The following is a 19,030-nucleotide window of genomic DNA, read 5'->3' as shown; positions in this document are numbered from 1 at the left end:
TCCCAGGGAGAGGTGGGCCAGTGACCAGCGTCGCCATCGGACCGGCCGACCAGCTCGATCCCCGGTTGCTCGAGCACCGGCGGGAGCTGACCGGCTACTGCTACCGCATGCTCGGATCGTCGTTCGACGCCGAGGACGCCGTGCAGGAGACGATGGTCCGGGCGTGGCGGGGCATCGGCGACTTCGAGGGCCGGTCTGCGCTGCGTTCGTGGCTCTACCGGATCGCGACGAACGTCTGCCTCGACCAGCTCTCGGGTCGGCAGCGGCGGGCGCTGCCGATGGACCTCTCCGGGCAGCCGTGGCAACCGGTCGAGGCCTCGCTGGCCGCTCGCCGTCCGCACACGGCGTGGGTCGAGCCGGTGCTCGACCGGCAGGTGATCCCCGAGGACGCCGACCCCGCCGAGCGCGCCGTCGCCAAGGAGTCGATCCGGCTGGCCTTCGTCGCGGCGCTGCAGCACCTGCCGCCTCGGCAGCGCGCCGTCCTCATCCTCCGCGAGGTGCTGCGGTGGAAGGCGGAGGAGGTCGCGCAGCTGCTCGAGACGACGGTGGCCTCGGTGAACAGCGCGCTGCAGCGGGCTCGGGCGACGCTCGCCTCGGTCGGTGGGGTGGTCGAGCCGCGGCCGCTGGACGAGGACCAGCGCGACCTGCTCGCCCGGTACGTCGACGCGTTCGAGCGCTACGACATCGACGCGTTCGTGAGGTTGCTGCACGACGACGCGACCCAGCACATGCCGCCGTTCGAGATGTGGCTGCGCGGCGCCGACGACATCGGCACCTGGATGCTGGGGCCGGGCAGCGACTGCCGCGGGTCGCGGGTCATGGCGACCGAGGCGAACGGCAGCCCGGCGGTGGCGCAGTGGCGGCCGACGGCGGACGGCGGCTTCACGCCGTGGGCGCTGCACGTGCTGGAGGTCTCGGACGGGCGGGTCGCCCACATCTCCAGCTTCCTGAACCTGGACAACGAGCTTTTCCGGAGGCTGGGCCTCCCGGTCGATCCCGCCCGACGATGAGTTCCGGGCCCCTCCGCCGGTCACACCAGGGACACGACAAGAGGGGACGACGGTGCTCGACTGCCCCGTGCCCGACGTCGAGCGGGCGGCGAGCCGGCTCGTCGAGCGCTCTTCACCGCCCCGGCGGGCGACGTCTCCTCGGTGGTGCAGGACGACTGAGCGGGCCTCAGACGACGGGCTTGTCCGGGACGCGCTCGGCCTCCGGCGGACCTGCCGGTGGCGGGACGACCGCGGCCGGTTCCGGCTTCGGCGCCTCGCCCGTAGCCGGAGCGGGCGCGACCCTGTCGCCGTTGGCGAGCTTCTCCTCGCCGATGAACGACGGGCCGTCGCCCTTGCCGAATGTCCCACCGCCGATGGCCAGCAGGATGCTGACGAGTGCGGCCATGCCGGCGACGGAGACCTTCTCCCCCCAGCTGGTCTCGAGCAGGCCCGTCCCTGAGGCCGTCAGCAGCGAGGCGAGCGAGGCGGCGAAGGAACGGATGGCCCGCTCCGCCGTCGCGATCCAGAACTTGCGCGAGAACAGACTGTGAACGGTCATGACCCGACTTCCCCCGGGCGGATGAGACGCGGTCACGATGGGCGTCGGCTCCACTTGTGGACAGAGGCCTCCGGTCACGCGTTGCTGTCCCGTGACGACGCGACGCGTGTCCTCAGCCGACCGCAGTCGCGTCGTCACTCGCCGCTCCTACTCCGGCCGTTCGACAGCAGCGGCGGTGGCGCCGGTCGGTGCGAACCGGCGCCGGAGAGCGGGTCTGAACCGATGTGGACCGGCTACCGTGTTCTGTCTCGACGGAGGCCACCGGACGTCGGCAGGACGCACCCGGTGGGCCGGGATCGGGAGGGGACATGAGAGCCACGATGCCGACCGCCGTGGTGGCGGTCCTGCTCCTGGCCGGCTGCGGGGGTGCCGAGGAGGAGCCCGAGACCACGGCCGTGGAAGGGGCTCCGACCCTGACGGCGATGGTCGGGACCGAGGAGTCGCCGGACGCGTTCGAGATCTCGTTGCTGGACGAGGACGGGGAGCCGGTCACCGAACTCGAAGCCGGCGAGTACAACATCGAGGTCACCGATCCCACGAGCATCCACAACTTCCACCTCGACGGTGGCGACGGCGCGGTGGACGAGAAGACCGGCGTGAGCGAGAAGGGCGAGACCACGTGGGTGGTCACGTTCGAGCCCGGCGACTACCGGTACATGTGCGATCCGCACCCCAGCATGCGGGGCGAGTTCACCGTCACGTGAGCTGCCTGTGCATGGGACGGCATCGCGACGGTGGTGCCGCCCCTCGGCACCTCGTCGCCGGGTCGACCGCGCACCTTCACAGTGCGGTCTCCACGGCTCTCCCTTGAGCGCCGTGAGGTTGGCGGCGCCGCGGAAGGTGCCCTCGGGACCGCGGCCGTGCAGCTGGCTGCGCACGCCGGCGCGCATGTGACCGGCACGCCCCGGGCGTGCGGCAGGGCGGCGACGGTGGCGGGCCGGAAGCCCGTGACGACCAGATAGACGCCGAGGGAGGACTCCCACCCCGCGACCGGGATCGTCGCGAGCGCGGCGGCCGGCGACACCCGGTCATGCACGCCGAAGAACATCGCGATGTCGGAGGCCAGCGGCAGCGGGGCACCGATCAGCCCGAGCGCCGGCAGGATCCGGGGTATCGCGGTGGCGCGGTGACTCCGTTGACGAGTCATAGCGACGGCCAAGGCGCATATCTCGTTCAGGCCGAGCTCACTGATGGTTGGGCTCCGGATCCCGGACCCGGAGGGAGATCGGTGTAACTGCTCCGAAGGCGCCGCCGCCCACGGCCTGCCGCAGGGTCCGGCAGCCGCTGTCCTTCACCTCCGCGACCAAACAGAACCCCCTGCTTCTCCCGGGCGCGACGAGAAGCCCGGGTAGGACACTGTCCGGAGCGGCGGCCAGTGGGGCGGACCCGGCCGCGGCGCCGCAATCCGACCGACGGACACGGTGTCACGGGACACCTGTGAACGGTGTCCCGTGACATCGCACGTGGAGCGGGTGACCGAGATCGAACCGGCATGGCCAGCTTGGAAGGCTTGAACCCCTCAGGCGCGTCTCTGCTGGTCAGTGGCTCGGCCGGCAGCGTTCCTGCCTTCCATGTGTCTCAGCATCGGCTCGTCTCCGCGGAAACCTCCAGCAGCTCGGCCCTTCGTCTTACAACCGGTGAGACACTTCAAGGATGGCTGAAACGATCACCTTCCGTCCCGACGAGGACGCCCGCCGGGCGTTGGCCGTTCTGACGCAAGATGGCACCCCTGTCTCCACGGCCGTTCGAGCAGCTCTGATCGAGGCCGCCAAGACGGCAGCGCAGGACAGGCTGCGCGCAGAGGCTGTTGCGCTGGTCGCCGATGACGCGGATCGTGCCGAGGCGGCTCAGATCCTTCGGGACATGGAGACGCTGCGTGCGTGGTGAGGTACACCGGCTGCGCACACCCCGGGGTGCCCGGGGACATGAGCAGGCCGGCGTCCGCTACGCGGTCGTCGTTCAGTCCGACCTGCTGCCGCTGTCGACCTGGCTGGTCGCTCCGACGTCCACCTCGGCACGCACGGCCACGTTCCGTCCTGAGGTATCCATCGAGGGGCGCCCGACCCGGGTGCTGGCTGAGCAGACGAGTGCCGTGGATCCTCAGCGGTTGGGGGAGGTGGTCGGGCGCCTCAGCTTCGATGAATTGCGCCAGGTTGACGCCGCGTTGCGCCTGGTCCTCGGCCTGTGACAGGCAACCTCAGTCGCTGCTCACTAGAGCTGAGGTCACCGACCACGGGCAGCGGACCTGCCTCGAGCGTCACACCTGGGCCTGGGCGAGGTCGCGGGCGGCGGTGGTCCGAGTGGTCCAGGGCCAGGTCCAGGCGGCGCGCAGGACGAAGGCCAGGAGCAGCACCTCGAGTCCGATGGAGAGGCCGTAGAAGAAGGAGTAGGTCCACGATTCGCCGTCCGCGTTGTAGATCGAGACCGGGATGTAGAGCGCCGCCACGACGAGGTTGGTGACGCGATTGACCCGGGCGGGCAGTGTCGCGGAGAGCAGGATCATGAGGATCGGGATGGCCATGAGCGTGAGCGCGAGGCCGACGAAGGTCGGGCCGGTGTCGAACTCGTGGACGACGCCGCCCCGGATGCCGTCTATGAAGCCCGGCTTGTACAGGGCGAGGTAGTCGACGTAGATGTAGAGGAACATGAAGCTGGTCCAGGCTGCTGCGAGCTTCGCTCGAACCGGGAGCCGCGCTTCCTGGAATGCGCCGGCGGTCGTGCTGCTGCTGGTCATCACGTCTCCTGTGTGCTGGTGAGCTGGTCGGCTCGGTCGACGTCCTCACCGTGACCTGCGTGGACAGGCGACACATCCGCCTGCGGGCTCCAGCTGTCCTGGCCGCGGGGACTGGACATCCGCAGTACTTTCGGCTGATCCGCCCGAGTGGCGGCCCCTCTACGGTGGCGGGGAGGGGGAAGCATGCTGGCTGCGTTGTGGGCCGAGCCGCGCCCCGGGAACCCGCCGGTGCGGGTCTGGCGGGACTGGGCTCTGGTGGCGGTTCTCGTCGCGGGCTCGGTCGTCGAGACGCTGCTGCGCGAGGACAAGGCATGGGCACCCTTGGTCCTCAGCGTGAGCCTGGTCGTCGCCGCGTGCCTGCTGTGGCGGCGCACGAGGCCGCTGGCCGCGGTCGCCGTCGCCTTCGGATCCCTCCTTGCCTTCGACATCGCGAGAATCGTGGCCGTCGATGCCACCGGCCTGCAGAGCATCGCCGGGGTGCTCGTACTGCCCTACGCCCTGCTGCGCTGGGGGGCAGGTCGCGAGGCTGCCCTCGGACTCGGCATCATCCTCACCTGGCTACCCGTCACCTTCATCGCGAACCCGGCTTCACCTGCGGAGTGGGTCGCCGGCTACGGCTTCTTCCTGTTCTCGGCCGCGCTCGGCGCGGCAGTGCGCTACAGCACCAGCAGCCGCGTCCGGGAGATCGAGCAGGTGCGGTTGCGCCAGCGCAACGAACTAGCCCGCGAGCTGCATGACACGGTCGGGCACCACGTATCGGCGATCGCGGTCCAGGCGCAGGCAGGTCGCGCGCTGTCGGCTGCAGATCCTGAGCGCGCGCTGGCCACCCTGGTCACCATCGAGGAAGAGGCGTCCCGGACGCTCAAGGAGATGCGGGCGCTGGTGGGTGTGCTGCGCGACGGAACGGACGCCGATCTCGCCCCCGCCGGGGCGTGGCGGACATCGAGCGGCTCGCTCGCCCCGGAGGCGAGGTGCTGGGCGTCCGCGTGCAGGTCTCCGATGACGTCGATGCTGTCGACCCAGCAGTCAGCACCGCCCTCTACCTGATCGCCGCCGAGGCGGTCACCAACGCGACCCGGCACGCATCCGGGGCTACCCAGGTCACCATCGACGTCGCCGCCTCCCGCGGCCAGGTGCGCCTGCGAATTCACGACGACGGCGAGGCCAGTACGGCCAGCCCCACGCCCGCCGGCTACGGGCTGCGCGGCATGGCGGAACGGGCGGGCCTCCTCGGAGGCACCCTCCAGGCGGGACCTGACCCGGACGGCGGCTGGAGCGTCGACGCCTCGCTGCCTTTGACGGTGCGTGCGTCATGACCATCCGCGTGCTCGTCGCCGACGATCAGGACATCGTCAGGGCGGGGTTGTGCATGATCTTGGACGCGCAGCCAGGCATCACCGTCGTCGGCGAGGCGGCGGACGGCCGACGGGCGATCGCAATGGCGCGTTCGCTACGTCCCGATGTGTGCCTGCTGGATATCCGCATGCCGGACGTCGACGGGATCGAGGCCACCCGGCAGCTCGCCGGGCCCGATGTCGTCGACCCTTTGGCCGTCGTCGTCATCACCACCTTCGACCTCGACGAGTACGTCTACGGCGCGCTGAAGGCAGGGGCTCGCGGCTTTCTGCTCAAGGATGCCGGTGCCGAGCTGCTCACCCAAGCCGTGCATGCCGCCGCCCGCGGCGACGCCCTGATCGCACCGAACATCACCGCGAGGCTCCTGTCCTCTTTCGCCAACAGCCGCTCACGCTCGGTGCCACCCGAGCCCGTCGAGCCGCTGACCTCGCGGGAGGAACAGGTCCTGCTCGCTGCCGCTCGCGGGAGGACCAACAGCGAGATCGGCGATGAGCTGTCGATCAGCCTCAGCACCGTCAAGACACACATCGCCGCCCTGATGCGCAAGCTCAATGCCCGCAACCGCGTCGAGATCGTCATGTGGGCCTACGAGACGCGCCGCGTCGACACCTGATCCGCTCGGAAGCCCCGAGGCCACAGCGGTGACGCCTCAGCCGAATGTGCGTGGCGCAGGTCGTCCCCCTCGTCCAGGGCAGACGAGCCCACAGAGGGATGCCGCCGTCACAAGGCCCCGTCATCGGTGTCGGCTGACACCGCGCTACGGCGGTGCCAGTGGTGGAGCGCTCTCGGCGCGCGCTACTCGCGGCGAGCTTCCCTGCATAGCGCCGTCCTTCCGGAGCTTCACCGTGGTGGACGGGACGCTGGAGCCGTGGGGTGTCCACGGCGACGTCCCACCGCCAGCGCGGGCGGCGCCGAGACTTGCGGCCCGCCCCACAGGATCCGCAGCGCCGCCCTGGTGATCACCACGTGAGCCCACGGCGCAGCGTCGGCCGCGCCATGGGCCACATCGCCACCGTGGTCGGCCTTTCGGCCAGTACAGGTTTGGCCTCGAGGCCGATGTGCCGGCCGCGCCTCCGGCCGGACGGTGGTCACCATGACGACGACAACCTCAACCCCCTTACCCACCACATCCCGAACCTCGTCCGGGCTTCAGCGCGCAGGTGGCATCGCGAGCCTCGTGAAGGCGGCGACGTACCTCGTCGGTTTCGGCGTCCTGGGCGCCTACCTGGCGCCGGCAGGGTTCCTCGAAGCACAGGGCGACCCCGCGCGCTCCCTGGCGTTCCTGCTCGACCACCAGGCGGCGATGTACACCTGGCACTTGGTGCTCTACCTCATCGGCGGAGCAGCCTTGGTCAGTCTCGTGATCGGGGTGCACGACCGGCTCTGCCGAGCAGCCCACGGCCTGTCACAGACGGCGGCCGCCGTGGGCATCCTCTGGGCCGGCCTCTTGTTCGCCAGTGGCCTCATCGCGCTCGTGGGGCAGGGCGCCGTCATCGAGCTCGCGGCGGCCGACCCTGTCACCGCCGTGTCGACATGGTCGTCGGTCAGCGTGGTGCAAGACGCGCTGGGCGGCGGCATCGAGATCGTCGGCGCTGCCTGGGTATTCCTGGTCAGTTTCGCCGGTATGCGGACCGGGGCACTGAGCCGCTACCTCGGCGCGCTGGGCATCGCGGTGGGGCTGGCCGGCGCGTGGACCCTCGTGCCGCAGGCAGTTGACTATGCCGGAGCCATCTTCGGGCTGGGATTCATCGCCTGGTTCGTGTGGGCCGGGATCAGCTTGCTGCACGGGCACCGACAAGCCGACTGACTTCGCACGCCAAGCTCCAGTGAGGCCGTTGCCAGCCTCAGTGAGCTGGTCAGGACGTGGAGCGGTGACCGGGATCGAACCGGCATGGCCAGCTCGGAAGGCTATGGCTCTGGACCCACTGATCTGCTGGTCAGACGGCTACCGGCCCGGGGTCGTGCCTTCTGTGTGCCTCAGCGTCACGTTTGGGCGATCGGAGGACGGCGAGCACCTCACCGCGCTGTGCCGGAACATGCTTGCCCGATGGACCGGCGGCCGATGCCATGTGCGGCGTCCTCCACGATCTCCAGGTAGGTCACTCCACCGTGACAGCATCAGTCCGCGCAGTCGACCGCGACGGCGAGGGCTACGCAGATCTGCCGCATGCGCGTGTCGGCCAACCGGCCGAGCCGCTCGACGAGGACCGCAATAGAGACGCTCTCGATCGAGTCCATGTTGACCACGCAGCGGCGGGGTACCGGGTCCTCACCGGGCTCGAGGCCGACTTCGCTGACGAGGCCGCGGATGGTGGTGGTGCATGGCGCGACGAGTGCGCGCCGATGGCGCGGGATGACGGCGTCACGCGAGAGGACGACGACCGGGCGGCGCCCTATTTCGGGCAACTCGCACCACCAGACCTCACCGCGCGAGGGCAGCGTCGTCACGACCGTCCGGCGGCTTCCCTAAACGACGCCAAGTCACCCCACTCATCCGGCTCGTCGAGCGGGTGTTCGTCGTACGCGGCGTAACTCGCGTCGACTTCGACTGAACGGTGGCGCGCCACCAGCGCGCGAAGCGCCTCATCGATCATGGCGGCATCGGTGTCACCCGATCGCAGCCGTCGAGCCGCCTGAAGGAGATCGTCATCGACGGTCGTGCTGATCCGTGTTCGACTCATGCCACAATCATGCCACGAAGGTCGTCTGGGACCCGACCGACGTCCGCATGTTCGCGCCACGGGAACTCCCCCGTCCACCGCACCCGGCACCACCTCGGTCGCCGGGTCGGCGGTTCACCGGGACCGTTCGCCTGCGGGGTAGGCGCTCCATCGCTGACGCGCACGACGCACGACGGCCCGGCTCCGGCTGGTCCCCACCTACGGGGCAGCGGTGGCCCCGTCACGTGCTCTCAGGGCCGGCGGCCCGCCCCGACAGCATGGTCAGCCGGCCCGGGCCCGTGTCGTGAGGGAAGGCCGGATCTCGTCCGGCGCTCGTTGTCCCGGATCCGGGGCTCGTAATGGCGACGGAAGGCGACCGCGACCAGCTCATGTCGGCTCCGGACGCCGGTCCTCTCGAAGATGTTGCGTACGTGTGCCTGGACCGTGCCGCCCGTGATGGACAGCTCACGGGAGATCGACTTCGTCGATCGCCCGCGGAGCACCTGGCGGGTCACGTCCTGTTCGCGCGAGGTCAGCCCGTAAGCCCGCATGAGGAGCAAGGTGAGGTGCGTGGGGTGCGCGGCTTCGAGGACGACCGACGCCTGACGCTGTCCGCCTCGGCGGGCGAGGAGGGCGCCGTGCAGGACGATCCATTGCCCGCTGTCGGCACGCACTCGGGACTCGACTGGGCCGCCGCCACCGCTCAGCACGTGGCCCGCGACGGTGAGAACACTCGCGGGGGGCGCTCGAGGGTGCCGCCCAAGTCGGCCAGCCACGGGACGCTGTGGGGGTCGCCGAGTCGACGGCGAGCCGCTCGTCGAGGACGACCAGGCCTGGTGCCTGCGGTAGGTCGGGCTCTCGGGCCTGCCCGAGTAGCAGGGCGTGCCGGGCGCCGGCGGCGAGTCCAGGCGCAACTCGCCGCGCCAACGCGATGTCCTGGGCGGAGAAGTCCGGTCTACCCGTCTCGCGGTACAGCCCGACGAGGCCCCAGGCCCCTCCGTCTCGGGTGCGCAGCGCGACGAGCAGCTCCTGGTCGCAACCGAAGGGCCGCATCTCGTCGTGGAACTTGCGGGACAGCTCCGGCCGCACTCCCGGTCGCGTCGTGCAACGTGCCCACGCCGGTCGCTGACCGCAGCACCTCCCGTATGGAGTTGTAGTCGCCCTCGGCGTACTCCCTGCCCAGCCACTCGGCCGGGATCTCGGGCAGCCCCGCTTGGAAGTGACTGGTCGTGAGCAGCGACGAGGGATCGACGGTGAAGAAGCACGCGGCCGCAAAGTGTGGAACGGCCTCGGCCAGCAAAGGCTCCGCCTCCCGCCGGAGGGTGACCAGGTCGAGGCCCGAGCCGGCGACGGAATCCAACTTGTCGATCACCCGCGCGACATCGGTCATGTCGACGGCCTACCAGACCCGCGGGACGGCGTACCAGGTTTGTGCAATGGCGTGAGGGTGCGTCGCGCAGGACGCTCGGCTCATGAAGGCAAGGGTCATTCGCGCCGGCGCGGGCGAGATCCTCGGTGCGCCATCAGGATGTCGGGACCGATTCCTGATCGACTCCAAGGACTGGGGCGGACACCTGGCGGTCGTGGAACACTGCTGGCGCCGCGGGCCATCGCGGCTCCCTTGCAGCAGCACACCAAGGAGGACGAGTTCAGTTTCGTCCTGGAAGGTCGGGTCTGGTTCGTCGCCGACGGCGAGAAACTCGTCGCCGAGGTCGGCGACCTGGTCTTCAAACCGCGCGGCGAGTGGCACACGTTCTTCAACGCCGCCGACGAAAGTGCCCGCCTGCTGGAGCCGATCTCGCCCGGTGGGCTGGAGGAGGGGTTCCGCATCATCGACAGCGCACCGGACGACTTCGACCTCGGCCCCGTCATCGCACCCTACGGATGCGAGAAAGATTTCGAAGCCACCGTGCCCATCATCGACAAGTACGGACTGACCTTCGGCTGACGGTCCACTCTGCTCGACCTGATCTGCTTCGCCACCTGCATCGAGGGGCCGTCGCACACCACCTTGGTGGACGCCACTGAGTGCATGAGGATGATAGCGATCCTCAGCGGGTTCCCACGCGACAAGGCCTGACGACTGTGGGCGCCCGGGCGTGGCAGGGCCTCGGCCGCCGTACGTTGACGGTCGAGGCCCAGCGGCCAAGGGCGACCAGGCGATCAATCGCTGGGATCGGTGCTGCTAGCCAACCAGAGAACCTCGAAGAGGCTGGCTTGCATGTGTGCGTATTCGGCGCTCTCGATCATCATCGCAAAGTTCTCTCGGCGTGAGGACATCACCGCCACCTCGTTCGCGCCGATTATGGTCGTCATGGTGAAGACGTAGTCCGGTGGCGCATATCTCGATCGGCGGTAGTCGGCGTTGCTGCTGGGCCAGCCACGGGCGAAGTCGCGCTCAGGTGAGCGGACCACATGCAGCCAAAGCTCGCGGTCGCGTCGCCCTTGGATGTATTCCTCCATCGCATCCCGACCCGGAACCGACCACAGATCTTTCATGGACAGAATTCCGCGCAATGGCGAGGGCCACTCCAAGGTCTCGAAGAGTGCGCTCCGAATCCCGCTGGCGCCCTCGAGATAGCGCACCCTGGGCCTGCTGCCGCCCTTGCCCCGCATGGCGCGAAGCTTGGGCACCAATCCGTCGAGAAGTGCCTTGCGTTCCACCAGATCGTCGAGGAGATGCCCGGGGTCGTTCGCGGTGAGCACCGCACGCCCCCGTCCCGCGGGTTTTCCGGTAGGTCCGGTCTCGGTGATGCAGATGAGTCGCCGGTGCACCAGCCGCTTGGTGATGTCGTAGGCGTTGGTTCGACTGACCTCGGCCCGATCGGCCGCTTCGGCGACAGTGCAGCGCTCCATGTCCAGGACGGCGAGGTAGAACCGCGCCTCCTTCGGCTCCAGTCCGGCATCGACGAGCTCCTGCCACATCAGCGCTCCTATTGTCGAGATCGGACGACACACTCGCCCCGAAGAGGGTGAATGTCAATCCCTTGACGGGCCTGGTTAGCGCTCTTAGTGTCCCCGGCGCTTCACGACGGTACGACCGCATGTTGTCGAGAATCGGCGACATACTCCCGCCCCGTGGAGCTTCGACAAGGAGGAACCATGGCGTCAGCAACGCCGGTCAATCGATTCTCGCCACTGCGGGTCGCAGCCGTTCAGGCAGCCCCGGCCCTGTTCGACACCGACACGACCCTTGCCAAGCTCGAGGGCCTGGTCAGGGAGGCTGCTTCCGAGGGCGCCCAGATCGTCGCCTTCGGCGAATCGTTCCTATCCGGCTTCCCCATCTGGGCGAACGTGCTGCCTCCGGTGGATCAGCACGACTTCCAGATCCAGCTGGTGGAATCGGCCATCGAGGTTCCTGGTCCCGAAGTGCGCCGTCTGGCCTCGATCGCCCGGTCGCATGAGGTCGTGCTCTCGGTCGGAATCAACGAGGTCAGCCCCGTCAGCGTCGGCACTGTGTGGAACTCGAACCTGATCTTCGGGCCCGACGGCACGTTGTTGAATCACCGTCGCAAGCTCGTTGCCACGTGGGCCGAGCGTCTGGTGTGGTCCCACGGGGACGGTCATGACCTCGGGACCGTCGAGGTGGCGGGCACCCGGCTCGGCATGCTGCTGTGCGGAGAGAACACCAATCCGTTGGCCCGGTATGCCCTCATGGCGCAAGGCGAAGAAGTCCACATCTCGGCCTATCCGCCTGCGTGGCCCTTCGACCGCAGTGACAGCCGGGACGAGTACGACCTGGCCGAGAGCATCCGGCTTCGCAGCGCGGCGCACTCCTTCGAGGGCAAGGTGTTCAACATCGTCGCCTCCACGGCCCTCGACGACCACGCCGTCGATCTCGTCGCCCGTGGAGACGAGGGCATCGTCAAGTTGCTGAGAGGGAAGCCGACGGCCTCCATGATCCTCGGCCCCTCCGGCCAGTACCTCGCCGGACCACTCATTGCCGACGAAGGCATCCTCTACGCCGACATCAATCCTCGTGACCGGATAGTGCCCAAGCAGGCCCACGACGTCACTGGCACCTACCAGCGGATGGACGTCTTCTCGTTCGGCGTGAACAAGTCTCGCCATGTGCCGGTGAGCACCAGCAACGACAACCGCAGCCCTCGCACCCTCTCAACCGAGGAGATGTCCCATGAGTGAGACCGGATCCACGGCGCTTGCGAACGTCGACCGGCCGGTAGCTGCGTCAACAGTCGAGGACACGCCGGAGTTCCGGGCCAAGGGACGTCGCGCGCTCGGTGCGGCGATGTTCGGCTTCTTCGTCGACATGTACGACGTCTACCTGCCGGTCATCGTCCTCGCGCCGGCGATCGCCTACTTCACTGCCACCGGGGCCACCACAGTTGACATGGCCGTGTACGGAGCGCTGATCTTCGTCGCCTCGATCATCGGCCGCCCCCTCGGTTCCTTGATCTTCGGGCCTCTGGGCGACAAGGTCGGACGTCGCAAGACGACCCTGATCGCAGCCGGTGGCTCCGCAGTGTGTACCGGACTGATGGCGATGCTCCCCGGCTACGCCGTCATCGGCATTTGGGCGCTCGTGCTCCTGATCGCACTCCGCCTGCTTGACGGAATCTTCCTCGGTGGTGAGTACACCGCCGCCAACCCGCTGGCTATGGAGTACACGCCCCGCCACAAGCGCGGTGTCGCCGGGTCGATGATCAACATGGGGTATCCCCTCGCGCTCGGCTTCATCACCGTCGTCACCCTGCTCACCTTGGCCGCTTTTCCTGCCGGGGGCCCTGACTCCGCCTACGCCGTCTGGGGCTGGCGCATCCCCTTCGTCGTCGGGTTCATCTTCTGCTCCTCGCTGTTCTTCTACTACCTCACCTCGGTGCCGGAGTCGGAGATCTGGACCAAGATGCCGAAGAACACCGGCAACCCGCTCAGGACACTGTTCTCCGGGAGCAACGCCAAGTCCTTCGGCATCGCGTTCCTCGTCGGCACTGGGGCGTGGCTGACGCTCAACGGCACCATTGGTGTCTTCGCCGGCCACTTCCGGGCCCTAGGAGTGACCGATACCCGAATCAACACGGTCATCCTCATCTCCGCAGTAGTCGGGGCGGCGCTGTTCCCGGTCGTGGGAGCGGCGGGGCAGCGTTACGGGCGGCGTCAGATGATCATGGCTATCGGCCTGGCCTGCACCGTGGTCGCCGCGACCGCCATGGGGCTCGCCGTGGCCAACAGCGACAACGTCGCGATGATCCTGTTCTCGATCGTCGCGATCGTTCCCGGGTTGACGATCTGGGCGATGATCACGGCGTTCCTCATGGAACTCTTCCCAACGAACGTTCGGGCATCGGGCTACGGGGTGGCCTACAGCCTGCCCAGCCTCATCCCGGCCTTCTACGCCTACTACATGGTCGGCATGGGCACGTTCATGGACTACGACTACACCCCCGTGGTCATCACGGCAGTCGGCGGCGTGTTCCTCCTGGTCGGTGGATTCGCGGCTCGTGACCGGCGACACCTCGACCTGGAGCACATCTGAGCGGCTCCGGCCATCCAGGAGCGGGTCGTGGGGACCGCTGCGGTCCCCACGACCCGCTCCCGCAGCCATGGGCCGGAGCAACCCGCCCGCCAGCGCGGGCCAGTCGTCAGCACTCGCGCTCTCTCTCTGCCGCTCTGACCGAATGGATCCGATCGTGTGGACGTGTGGAGCCTCCAGCGGGGCTCGTCTGACCCCGGACCGCAGACAGTTCGCCGTCACTGTGACGGGCGGCCCCACCACCGTTATCGACGTGGCAGGGCGACGGCTACTGTGCGATCCCACATTCGATCCGCCGCACGACTACGGCTATCTGGTCAAGACCGAGGGCCCGGCCGTCGAGATCGGCGTGGTCGGAGACGTCGATGCCGTGCTGCTCAGCCACGATCTCCATCCGGACAACTTCGACGAGTCAGGTCGGGAATTCGCGCTATCGGCTCCCATCGTGCTCGCCCCCACCACCGCCGCTACCCGGCTCGGTCCTCCTGTGCAAGGCAGGGGCGTGTGGGAGACCTGGGACCTGCACGGAATGACCATCACTGCCGTTCCGGCACGCCACGGCCCTGCCGACGGAGAGCTCAACGACGAGGGGTTCGTCAACTGTGAGGTGACCGGATTCGTGATCGAGGCACCTGGCTCCCCGAAGACATACGTCAGCGGTGACAACGCCTCGTTGGCACTCGTTCGGGATATCTATAACCGGTTCGGACCGATGGACTGCGCGGTCCTCTTCGCGGGAGCCGCCTCGGTTCCGTCCAAGTTCGATGGGCGTCCCCTCAGTCTGACATCGGAGCGAGCCGTCGCCGCAGCGGAGATCCTCGACGCCCAGCACGTGATCGTCGCCCACCAAGATGGCTGGCGACACTTCGCCCAGAACGCGGGTGACACCCGGCATGCCTTCGCGGGCGCCGGCTGGCAGACCGGTTGTGCACCGCACCTCTCGGTCATCTGTGCGAACTGACGAGCGGTCCCGAGTCGCTGCTCAGCCGCTGATCGCGTGCTCGGCTCCTGGCCCGCTGGGGACGTCACCTGGTCAAGACATGGAGCGGGTGACCGGGATCGAACCGGCATGGCCAGCTTGGAAGCTTGGGGCTCGGAGCACCATCCTGGCTGGTCGGCGCAAGATCAGGCGGACGCTGTGCCTTCCACATGCCTGGACCGGATACACGCGGAGACCCCCTGTTCTCCTGGCTGTGGTCGGGGCTCTTGTCAGGCGGCAGTGGGTCGTGATCACGGAAGTACGTCCCTCGCGCGACCGAGCAAGAGTCGGTGATGCCCGGCACCTCGACCTGAGGCGCCGGGCATCACGGGTGGTCACTTGCTCAGCGAACCCCTGCCAACTCCCGCTTCTCGAACGGCGCCGCGCCGTCTCCTGTGGACGGGTATGTCTCCCGGGCGCCGTGGTTCTCGTCGTCGAGCATGGTGGCCTCGTCGAACGGGCTCTCACTGGACAGGGCTGCCGACAGTTGGGTGCGGTCGAGCTCCTTGGTCCAGGTGGCGACCAGCAGCGCGGCGGCAGCGTTGCCGGCGAAGTTGGTCACCGCGCGGGCCTCGGACATGAACCGGTCGATGCCGACGATGAGCCCCACCCCGTCGAGCAGGTCGGGGCGGTGGGCCGACAGGCCGCCGGCCAGCGTGGCCAGGCCGGCACCGGTCACCCCGGCTGCCCCCTTCGAGGCGATGATCATGAAGAGCAGCAGCCCGATCTGCTCGCCGAGCGACATCGGGGTCCCCAGCGCCTCGGCGATGAACAGCGAGGCCATCGTCAGGTAGATGGCGGTGCCGTCGAGGTTGAACGAGTACCCGGTCGGGACGACGATGCCGGCCACCGGCCGGCTCACACCGGCGTGCTCCATCTTGGCGATCAACCGCGGCAGAGCCGTCTCGGACGACGAGGTCGAGACGATCAGCAGGAACTCGCGGGCCAGGTACTTCAGCAGCTTGAAGATGTTGACCCCGGCAACCAGTCGCAGCAGCGAGCCCAGCACGACGAAGACGAACAGCGCACAGGTCGCGTAAAACCCGATCATGATCACGGCGAGGCTCTTCAGGGCGTCCAGGCCGGTCTCGCCGACGACGGCGGCGATCGCGCCGAATGCGCCGATCGGTGCCACCCACATGATCATCGCGAGGATCCGGAAGACCAGCTTCTGGAGGTGTCCGATGCCGCGGAGGATCGGCTCACCGGAGCGGCCCATCGCCTGCAGCGCGAAGCCGACGAGCAGGGCGACCAGCAGCGCCTGCAGCACCGAGCCGGCGGTGAGCGATGACACCAGCGTGGTCGGCACCAGCCCGAGCACGAAGTCCGTCGTCCCGCCGCTCTCGTGTGCCGTCGCTGCCAGGTCGGCGCCCTGGCCGCGGAGTGCCTCGGACAGTTGCAGGCCGTCACCGGGCTTCAGGACGTTGCCCACGAGCAGTCCGATGGTCAGCGCGACCGTGGACATGGCCAGGAAGTAGCCGAGCGCGAGGCCGCCGACCCGGCCGACCTTCGCCGCCTGCCGGATCGAGCCGATTCCCAGCACGATCGTGCAGAAGATGACCGGCGCGATCAGCATCTTTATGAGGCCGACGAAGGCGGTGCCGAGCCACTTGAGGCTGGTCGCGAACTCTGGGAACGCGAAGCCGACGGCGACGCCCAGGACGACGGCCGCGATGACGGCGAGGTACAGCCAGTGGGTGCGGTCCCGCCGCCTGCGGCTCGGCGGGGGAGCTGACACGGTGTTCGGGGCCATTCCTTCTCCTGTGGAGTGTGGAGTTGCTCCCGCCCGGGGGCCGGGTGGGGGTGTGCGATGTCCCACAGTGGGCCTGGCCAGGAGACCGGTCACCGATTCGTTCATTTCGTAAGTGGCCCCCGTCACGCTTGGGCGCGGCACACTTCCTCCCGTGGGAGACCCGGGTGTTCACGCGGGACGCCGCTCCGGTGGCGTGAGCCTGGCGCGTCAGCTCCTGGTCCTGCAGGCGCTGGTGGTAGCGGTGGTCGTCGTCGCGGCGTCAGTTATCGCCTACCTCGACGCCCGCCGGACGGTGCAGCGGCACGCCGAGGTCGAGACGACGGCGGTCGTGGAAGCCATCGCCGACGCGCCCTTCGTCGTCGAAGCGGTCACCGGCCCGGATCCCACGGCCGTCCTGCAGCCCTACGTGGAGACCGTGCGCTCCGACACCGACCTCTCCTTCATCACGGTGTTCGCCCCTGACCGGACCCGGTTCACCCATCCCGACCCGGCGCAGATCGGCCAGCCGTTCCGGGGCACGATCGAGCTGGCGCTGGAGGGACGCACGTTCACCGAGACATATACGGGCACGCTCGGGCCATCCGTCCGCGCCACAGGGCCGATCGTCGACAGCGATGGCCGGGTCGTCGCCCTCGTGTCGGCCGGCATCACCCTGGATGCCATCGGTGCCGACCTGGCCCGGGCGCTGCCCGGGATCATCGGAACCGGGCTGCTGACGCTCGCCGTCGGGACGGCGGGCAGCTGGCTCATCAGCCGGCGGCTGCGGCGGCAGACCGGTGGCCTGGACGCCGCAGCGCTCAAGCGGATGCTCGATTATCACAACGCCGTGCTGCACTCCGTGCGGGAGGGCCTTCTCCTGCTGGACGGCGACCGGCGGCTGCAGCTGGTCAACGACGAGGCCCGCCGTCTGCTGGGCATCGACGCCGAGGCGAACGGCCGGCACGTCACCGACCTGGGCCTGTCCCGCGACCTGGCCGAGACGCTGGCCGGTCAGGGCCGCACCGTCGACGAGGTGCACGTGAGCGGTGGCCGGGTGCTGGTGGTCAACCAGGCGCCGACGGGTGCGCCCGGCGGCTCGGACGGCACGGTGGTCACCCTCCGCGACCACACGGAGTTGCAGGCGCTGACCGGCGAGCTGGACAGCGTCCGCGCCTTCGCGGAGTCGCTGCGGGCTCAGTCGCACGAGGCCGCCAACCGGCTGCACACCACCGTGTCGCTGATCGAGCTGGGCCGCGGGCAGGACGCCGTCGAATTCGCGACCGCCGAGCTGGCGACGTCCCAACGGCTGACCGACCGCGTGGTCGACGCGGTGGAGGAGCCGGTGCTGGCGGCGTTGCTCCTCGGCAAGACCGCCACCGCGCACGAGCGCGGCGTGCGGCTCGACATCGATCCGGGCACCGCCGTCGGCACGACAGGCATCCCGAGCGGGGACCTCGTGACGATCGTGGGCAACCTGCTGGACAACGCGATCGACGCGGCGCTGACCGGTGAGCCGCCTCGGGAGGTGCACTTCGCCGCATGGGTGGAGGAGGGCCGGCTGGAGATCACCGTCGAGGACTCCGGCTCCGGCATCACCGAGGGGCAGATCCCGCACCTGTTCGAGCGAGGCTGGTCGACGAAGGGGACACCCGGCCGGGGCCTGGGGCTGGCGCTGGTCGCGCAGGCGGTCCGTCGCAATGCTGGTTCGATCGACGTGCGGCACGGACCCGGCGCGCCGTTCTCCGTCTCGTTGCCGGTGCGCGCGCCGTTGGACGTCGCCCCGTGACCGGCAGGACCGTCATCCGGGTGCTGGTCGTCGAGGACGAGCCAGTGGCGGCCGAGGCGCACCGCGCCTACGTCGATCGACCCCCGGCTTCGCCACCGTGGCGGTGGCGGCACCGGAGCGACGGCCGTGGACGCGCTCGCCCGCACCCCGGTCGACCTGGTGCTGCTGGACATGAACCTGCCGGACACGCACGGCATCGAGCTGTGCCGGCGGATCCGAGCAGGCCGCGTGGACGTCGACGTTCTCGCCGTCACCTCGGCGCGCGAGTTGGCCACCGTGCGCGCCGCCGCTGCGCACGGCGTCGTCGGTTACCTGCTCAAGCCGTTCACCTACGCAGCGCTGCGCGACCGGCTCACCGCGTACGCCGACTACCGCGAGCGACTGCGGACCGAGGGCGACGCCGTCGGTCAGGAGGACGTCGACCGAGCGCTCCAGGGGGCGCGCCCCGCGAGACCGGCCCCGCTGCCGAAGGGGATGCACCGACAGACCCTCGACGCGGTGGTGGCCGCGCTCCGCGGCGCCGAGGGACGCTCCGCGGCAGAAGTTGCGGGGCAGATCGGTGCCTCCAGGATCACTGCCCGGCGGTACCTGGAGTACCTCGCCGACACGGGGGTCGCTGCTCGCGCACAGCGCTACGGCGGAGCTGGGCGTCCGGAGACCGAGTACTGCTGGCGCTGAGGAGGGGCACGCGTCAGGGGCAGGACAGCACGGCTCACAACCATGCCGCGAAGCCCACGCTATCGA

The 19,030-nt window shown here is 69.1% G+C and carries 22 protein-coding genes; 14 read left to right on the top strand and 8 right to left on the bottom strand.

Features of this window, described 5'->3' with window-relative positions:
- Positions 1–20 precede the first annotated feature (20 nt).
- Positions 21–1,010 carry a sigma-70 family RNA polymerase sigma factor gene (locus tag MVA48_RS08600; protein WP_246987858.1) on the top strand — a complete coding sequence of 330 codons (990 nt, stop codon included), beginning with the start codon at positions 21–23 and terminating at the stop codon, positions 1,008–1,010.
- Positions 1,011–1,176: 166 nt separating this feature from the next.
- On the opposite strand, the gene MVA48_RS08595 is transcribed toward MVA48_RS08600, so the two are convergent.
- Complete coding sequence (locus MVA48_RS08595; protein WP_246987856.1) at positions 1,177–1,548, bottom strand: holin; 372 nt, start codon at positions 1,546–1,548, stop codon at positions 1,177–1,179.
- Positions 1,549–1,856: 308 nt separating this feature from the next.
- Between MVA48_RS08595 and MVA48_RS08590 the strand changes: the two genes are divergently transcribed.
- Complete coding sequence (locus MVA48_RS08590) at positions 1,857–2,252, top strand: cupredoxin domain-containing protein (RefSeq protein ID WP_246987854.1); 396 nt, start codon at positions 1,857–1,859, stop codon at positions 2,250–2,252.
- On the opposite strand, the gene MVA48_RS08585 is transcribed toward MVA48_RS08590, so the two are convergent.
- Positions 2,195–2,695: a DUF4386 domain-containing protein gene (locus MVA48_RS08585; protein ID WP_246987852.1), complete on the bottom strand. Its 501-nt coding sequence runs from the start codon at positions 2,693–2,695 to the stop codon at positions 2,195–2,197. The two genes, MVA48_RS08590 and MVA48_RS08585, sit on opposite strands and share 58 nt — an antisense overlap.
- A 506-nt stretch (positions 2,696–3,201) precedes the next feature.
- Between MVA48_RS08585 and MVA48_RS08580 the strand changes: the two genes are divergently transcribed.
- On the top strand, positions 3,202–3,435 hold the full coding sequence (locus tag MVA48_RS08580; RefSeq protein WP_246987850.1) for a hypothetical protein: 234 nt from the start codon (positions 3,202–3,204) through the stop codon (positions 3,433–3,435).
- Positions 3,425–3,736, top strand: a complete 312-nt coding sequence (locus tag MVA48_RS08575; RefSeq protein WP_246987848.1) for a type II toxin-antitoxin system PemK/MazF family toxin — start codon at positions 3,425–3,427, stop codon at positions 3,734–3,736. The genes MVA48_RS08580 and MVA48_RS08575 overlap by 11 nt, the downstream gene beginning before the upstream one ends.
- Before the next feature lie 69 nt (positions 3,737–3,805).
- On the opposite strand, the gene MVA48_RS08570 is transcribed toward MVA48_RS08575, so the two are convergent.
- Positions 3,806–4,282: a DUF6326 family protein gene (locus tag MVA48_RS08570; protein WP_246987846.1), complete on the bottom strand. Its 477-nt coding sequence runs from the start codon at positions 4,280–4,282 to the stop codon at positions 3,806–3,808.
- Positions 4,283–4,465: 183 nt separating this feature from the next.
- Here MVA48_RS08570 and MVA48_RS08565 point away from each other — a divergent pair, with 183 nt between their 5' ends.
- From MVA48_RS08565 to MVA48_RS08550, 4 genes are all read left to right on the top strand, one after another.
- Positions 4,466–5,329 (top strand): sensor histidine kinase, encoded by an 864-nt coding sequence (locus MVA48_RS08565; protein ID WP_246987844.1) that lies wholly within the window; start codon positions 4,466–4,468, stop codon positions 5,327–5,329.
- Positions 5,269–5,598, top strand: a complete 330-nt coding sequence (locus MVA48_RS08560) for a sensor histidine kinase (RefSeq protein ID WP_246987842.1) — start codon at positions 5,269–5,271, stop codon at positions 5,596–5,598. Before MVA48_RS08565 ends, MVA48_RS08560 begins: the two co-directional genes overlap by 61 nt.
- On the top strand, positions 5,595–6,251 hold the full coding sequence (locus MVA48_RS08555; RefSeq protein ID WP_246987840.1) for a response regulator: 657 nt from the start codon (positions 5,595–5,597) through the stop codon (positions 6,249–6,251). The genes MVA48_RS08560 and MVA48_RS08555 overlap by 4 nt, the downstream gene beginning before the upstream one ends.
- Positions 6,252–6,731: 480 nt before the next feature.
- Positions 6,732–7,445, top strand: a complete 714-nt coding sequence (locus MVA48_RS08550; RefSeq protein ID WP_246987838.1) for a hypothetical protein — start codon at positions 6,732–6,734, stop codon at positions 7,443–7,445.
- Positions 7,446–7,756: 311 nt separating this feature from the next.
- Here the strand turns inward: MVA48_RS08550 and MVA48_RS08545 are convergent, their stop codons facing one another.
- The 3 genes from MVA48_RS08545 to MVA48_RS24075 all read right to left on the bottom strand — a co-directional run bounded on the left by MVA48_RS08545 (position 7,757) and on the right by MVA48_RS24075 (position 8,849).
- Positions 7,757–8,086, bottom strand: coding sequence for a type II toxin-antitoxin system PemK/MazF family toxin (locus MVA48_RS08545; RefSeq protein WP_246987836.1), 330 nt, complete (start codon positions 8,084–8,086; stop codon positions 7,757–7,759).
- Positions 8,083–8,319: a type II toxin-antitoxin system VapB family antitoxin gene (locus tag MVA48_RS08540; protein WP_305852300.1), complete on the bottom strand. Its 237-nt coding sequence runs from the start codon at positions 8,317–8,319 to the stop codon at positions 8,083–8,085. The genes MVA48_RS08545 and MVA48_RS08540 overlap by 4 nt, the downstream gene beginning before the upstream one ends.
- 230 nt (positions 8,320–8,549) lie before the next feature.
- The gene (locus MVA48_RS24075) at positions 8,550–8,849 is read right to left on the bottom strand and encodes a response regulator transcription factor (RefSeq protein ID WP_371821232.1); all 300 of its coding nucleotides are present in this window, start codon (positions 8,847–8,849) and stop codon (positions 8,550–8,552) included.
- A 1,070-nt stretch (positions 8,850–9,919) separates the two neighbouring features.
- On the opposite strand from MVA48_RS24075, the gene MVA48_RS08535 reads away from it, so the two are divergent.
- Positions 9,920–10,246: a cupin domain-containing protein gene (locus MVA48_RS08535; RefSeq protein ID WP_246987834.1), complete on the top strand. Its 327-nt coding sequence runs from the start codon at positions 9,920–9,922 to the stop codon at positions 10,244–10,246.
- Positions 10,247–10,461: 215 nt separating this feature from the next.
- Here MVA48_RS08535 and MVA48_RS08530 read toward each other — a convergent pair whose 3' ends face one another.
- A complete protein-coding gene (locus MVA48_RS08530) occupies positions 10,462–11,223 on the bottom strand; it encodes a TrmB family transcriptional regulator (protein ID WP_246987832.1) in 762 nt (253 codons plus the stop codon).
- 177 nt (positions 11,224–11,400) lie between these two features.
- On the opposite strand from MVA48_RS08530, the gene MVA48_RS08525 reads away from it, so the two are divergent.
- From MVA48_RS08525 to MVA48_RS08515, 3 genes are all read left to right on the top strand, one after another.
- Positions 11,401–12,441, top strand: a complete 1,041-nt coding sequence (locus MVA48_RS08525) for a carbon-nitrogen hydrolase family protein (protein ID WP_246987830.1) — start codon at positions 11,401–11,403, stop codon at positions 12,439–12,441.
- On the top strand, positions 12,434–13,792 hold the full coding sequence (locus MVA48_RS08520; protein ID WP_246987828.1) for an MFS transporter: 1,359 nt from the start codon (positions 12,434–12,436) through the stop codon (positions 13,790–13,792). The genes MVA48_RS08525 and MVA48_RS08520 overlap by 8 nt, the downstream gene beginning before the upstream one ends.
- A 142-nt stretch (positions 13,793–13,934) precedes the next feature.
- Positions 13,935–14,750, top strand: a complete 816-nt coding sequence (locus MVA48_RS08515) for an MBL fold metallo-hydrolase (protein ID WP_246987826.1) — start codon at positions 13,935–13,937, stop codon at positions 14,748–14,750.
- A 361-nt stretch (positions 14,751–15,111) separates the two neighbouring features.
- On the opposite strand, the gene MVA48_RS08510 is transcribed toward MVA48_RS08515, so the two are convergent.
- Complete coding sequence (locus tag MVA48_RS08510) at positions 15,112–16,521, bottom strand: cation:dicarboxylate symporter family transporter (protein WP_246987824.1); 1,410 nt, start codon at positions 16,519–16,521, stop codon at positions 15,112–15,114.
- 193 nt (positions 16,522–16,714) lie between these two features.
- Here MVA48_RS08510 and MVA48_RS08505 point away from each other — a divergent pair, with 193 nt between their 5' ends.
- Both MVA48_RS08505 and MVA48_RS08500 read left to right on the top strand, forming a co-directional pair.
- On the top strand, positions 16,715–18,286 hold the full coding sequence (locus MVA48_RS08505) for a sensor histidine kinase (protein ID WP_246987822.1): 1,572 nt from the start codon (positions 16,715–16,717) through the stop codon (positions 18,284–18,286).
- 126 nt (positions 18,287–18,412) lie between these two features.
- Positions 18,413–18,964 (top strand): response regulator, encoded by a 552-nt coding sequence (locus MVA48_RS08500; protein WP_246987820.1) that lies wholly within the window; start codon positions 18,413–18,415, stop codon positions 18,962–18,964.
- The last annotated feature ends 66 nt before the right edge of the window (positions 18,965–19,030 follow it).

Source organism: Blastococcus sp. PRF04-17, assembly GCF_023016265.1.
Classification (GTDB): Bacteria; Actinomycetota; Actinomycetes; order Mycobacteriales; family Geodermatophilaceae; genus Blastococcus_B.
Note: the sequence above shows the minus strand (reverse complement) of the source record. Positions and strands in the feature narration are given on the sequence as shown.

Excerpts from the sequence above, each read along its gene's own strand:
- MVA48_RS08580 (WP_246987850.1), top strand. The coding sequence starts at position 3,202 with ATGGCTGAAACGATCACCTTCCGTCCCGACGAGGACGCCCGCCGGGCG.
- MVA48_RS08510 (WP_246987824.1), bottom strand. The coding sequence starts at position 16,521 with ATGGCCCCGAACACCGTGTCAGCTCCCCCGCCGAGCCGCAGGCGGCGG.
- MVA48_RS08540 (WP_305852300.1), bottom strand. The coding sequence starts at position 8,319 with ATGAGTCGAACACGGATCAGCACGACCGTCGATGACGATCTCCTTCAG.
- MVA48_RS08515 (WP_246987826.1), top strand. The coding sequence starts at position 13,935 with ATGGATCCGATCGTGTGGACGTGTGGAGCCTCCAGCGGGGCTCGTCTG.
- MVA48_RS08550 (WP_246987838.1), top strand. The coding sequence starts at position 6,732 with ATGACGACGACAACCTCAACCCCCTTACCCACCACATCCCGAACCTCG.
- MVA48_RS08530 (WP_246987832.1), bottom strand. The coding sequence starts at position 11,223 with ATGTGGCAGGAGCTCGTCGATGCCGGACTGGAGCCGAAGGAGGCGCGG.
- MVA48_RS08595 (WP_246987856.1), bottom strand. The coding sequence starts at position 1,548 with ATGACCGTTCACAGTCTGTTCTCGCGCAAGTTCTGGATCGCGACGGCG.
- MVA48_RS08525 (WP_246987830.1), top strand. The coding sequence starts at position 11,401 with ATGGCGTCAGCAACGCCGGTCAATCGATTCTCGCCACTGCGGGTCGCA.
- MVA48_RS08570 (WP_246987846.1), bottom strand. The coding sequence starts at position 4,282 with ATGACCAGCAGCAGCACGACCGCCGGCGCATTCCAGGAAGCGCGGCTC.
- MVA48_RS08565 (WP_246987844.1), top strand. The coding sequence starts at position 4,466 with ATGCTGGCTGCGTTGTGGGCCGAGCCGCGCCCCGGGAACCCGCCGGTG.
- MVA48_RS08585 (WP_246987852.1), bottom strand. The coding sequence starts at position 2,695 with ATGACTCGTCAACGGAGTCACCGCGCCACCGCGATACCCCGGATCCTG.
- MVA48_RS08555 (WP_246987840.1), top strand. The coding sequence starts at position 5,595 with ATGACCATCCGCGTGCTCGTCGCCGACGATCAGGACATCGTCAGGGCG.
- MVA48_RS08520 (WP_246987828.1), top strand. The coding sequence starts at position 12,434 with ATGAGTGAGACCGGATCCACGGCGCTTGCGAACGTCGACCGGCCGGTA.
- MVA48_RS08590 (WP_246987854.1), top strand. The coding sequence starts at position 1,857 with ATGAGAGCCACGATGCCGACCGCCGTGGTGGCGGTCCTGCTCCTGGCC.
- MVA48_RS24075 (WP_371821232.1), bottom strand. The coding sequence starts at position 8,849 with ATGCGGGCTTACGGGCTGACCTCGCGCGAACAGGACGTGACCCGCCAG.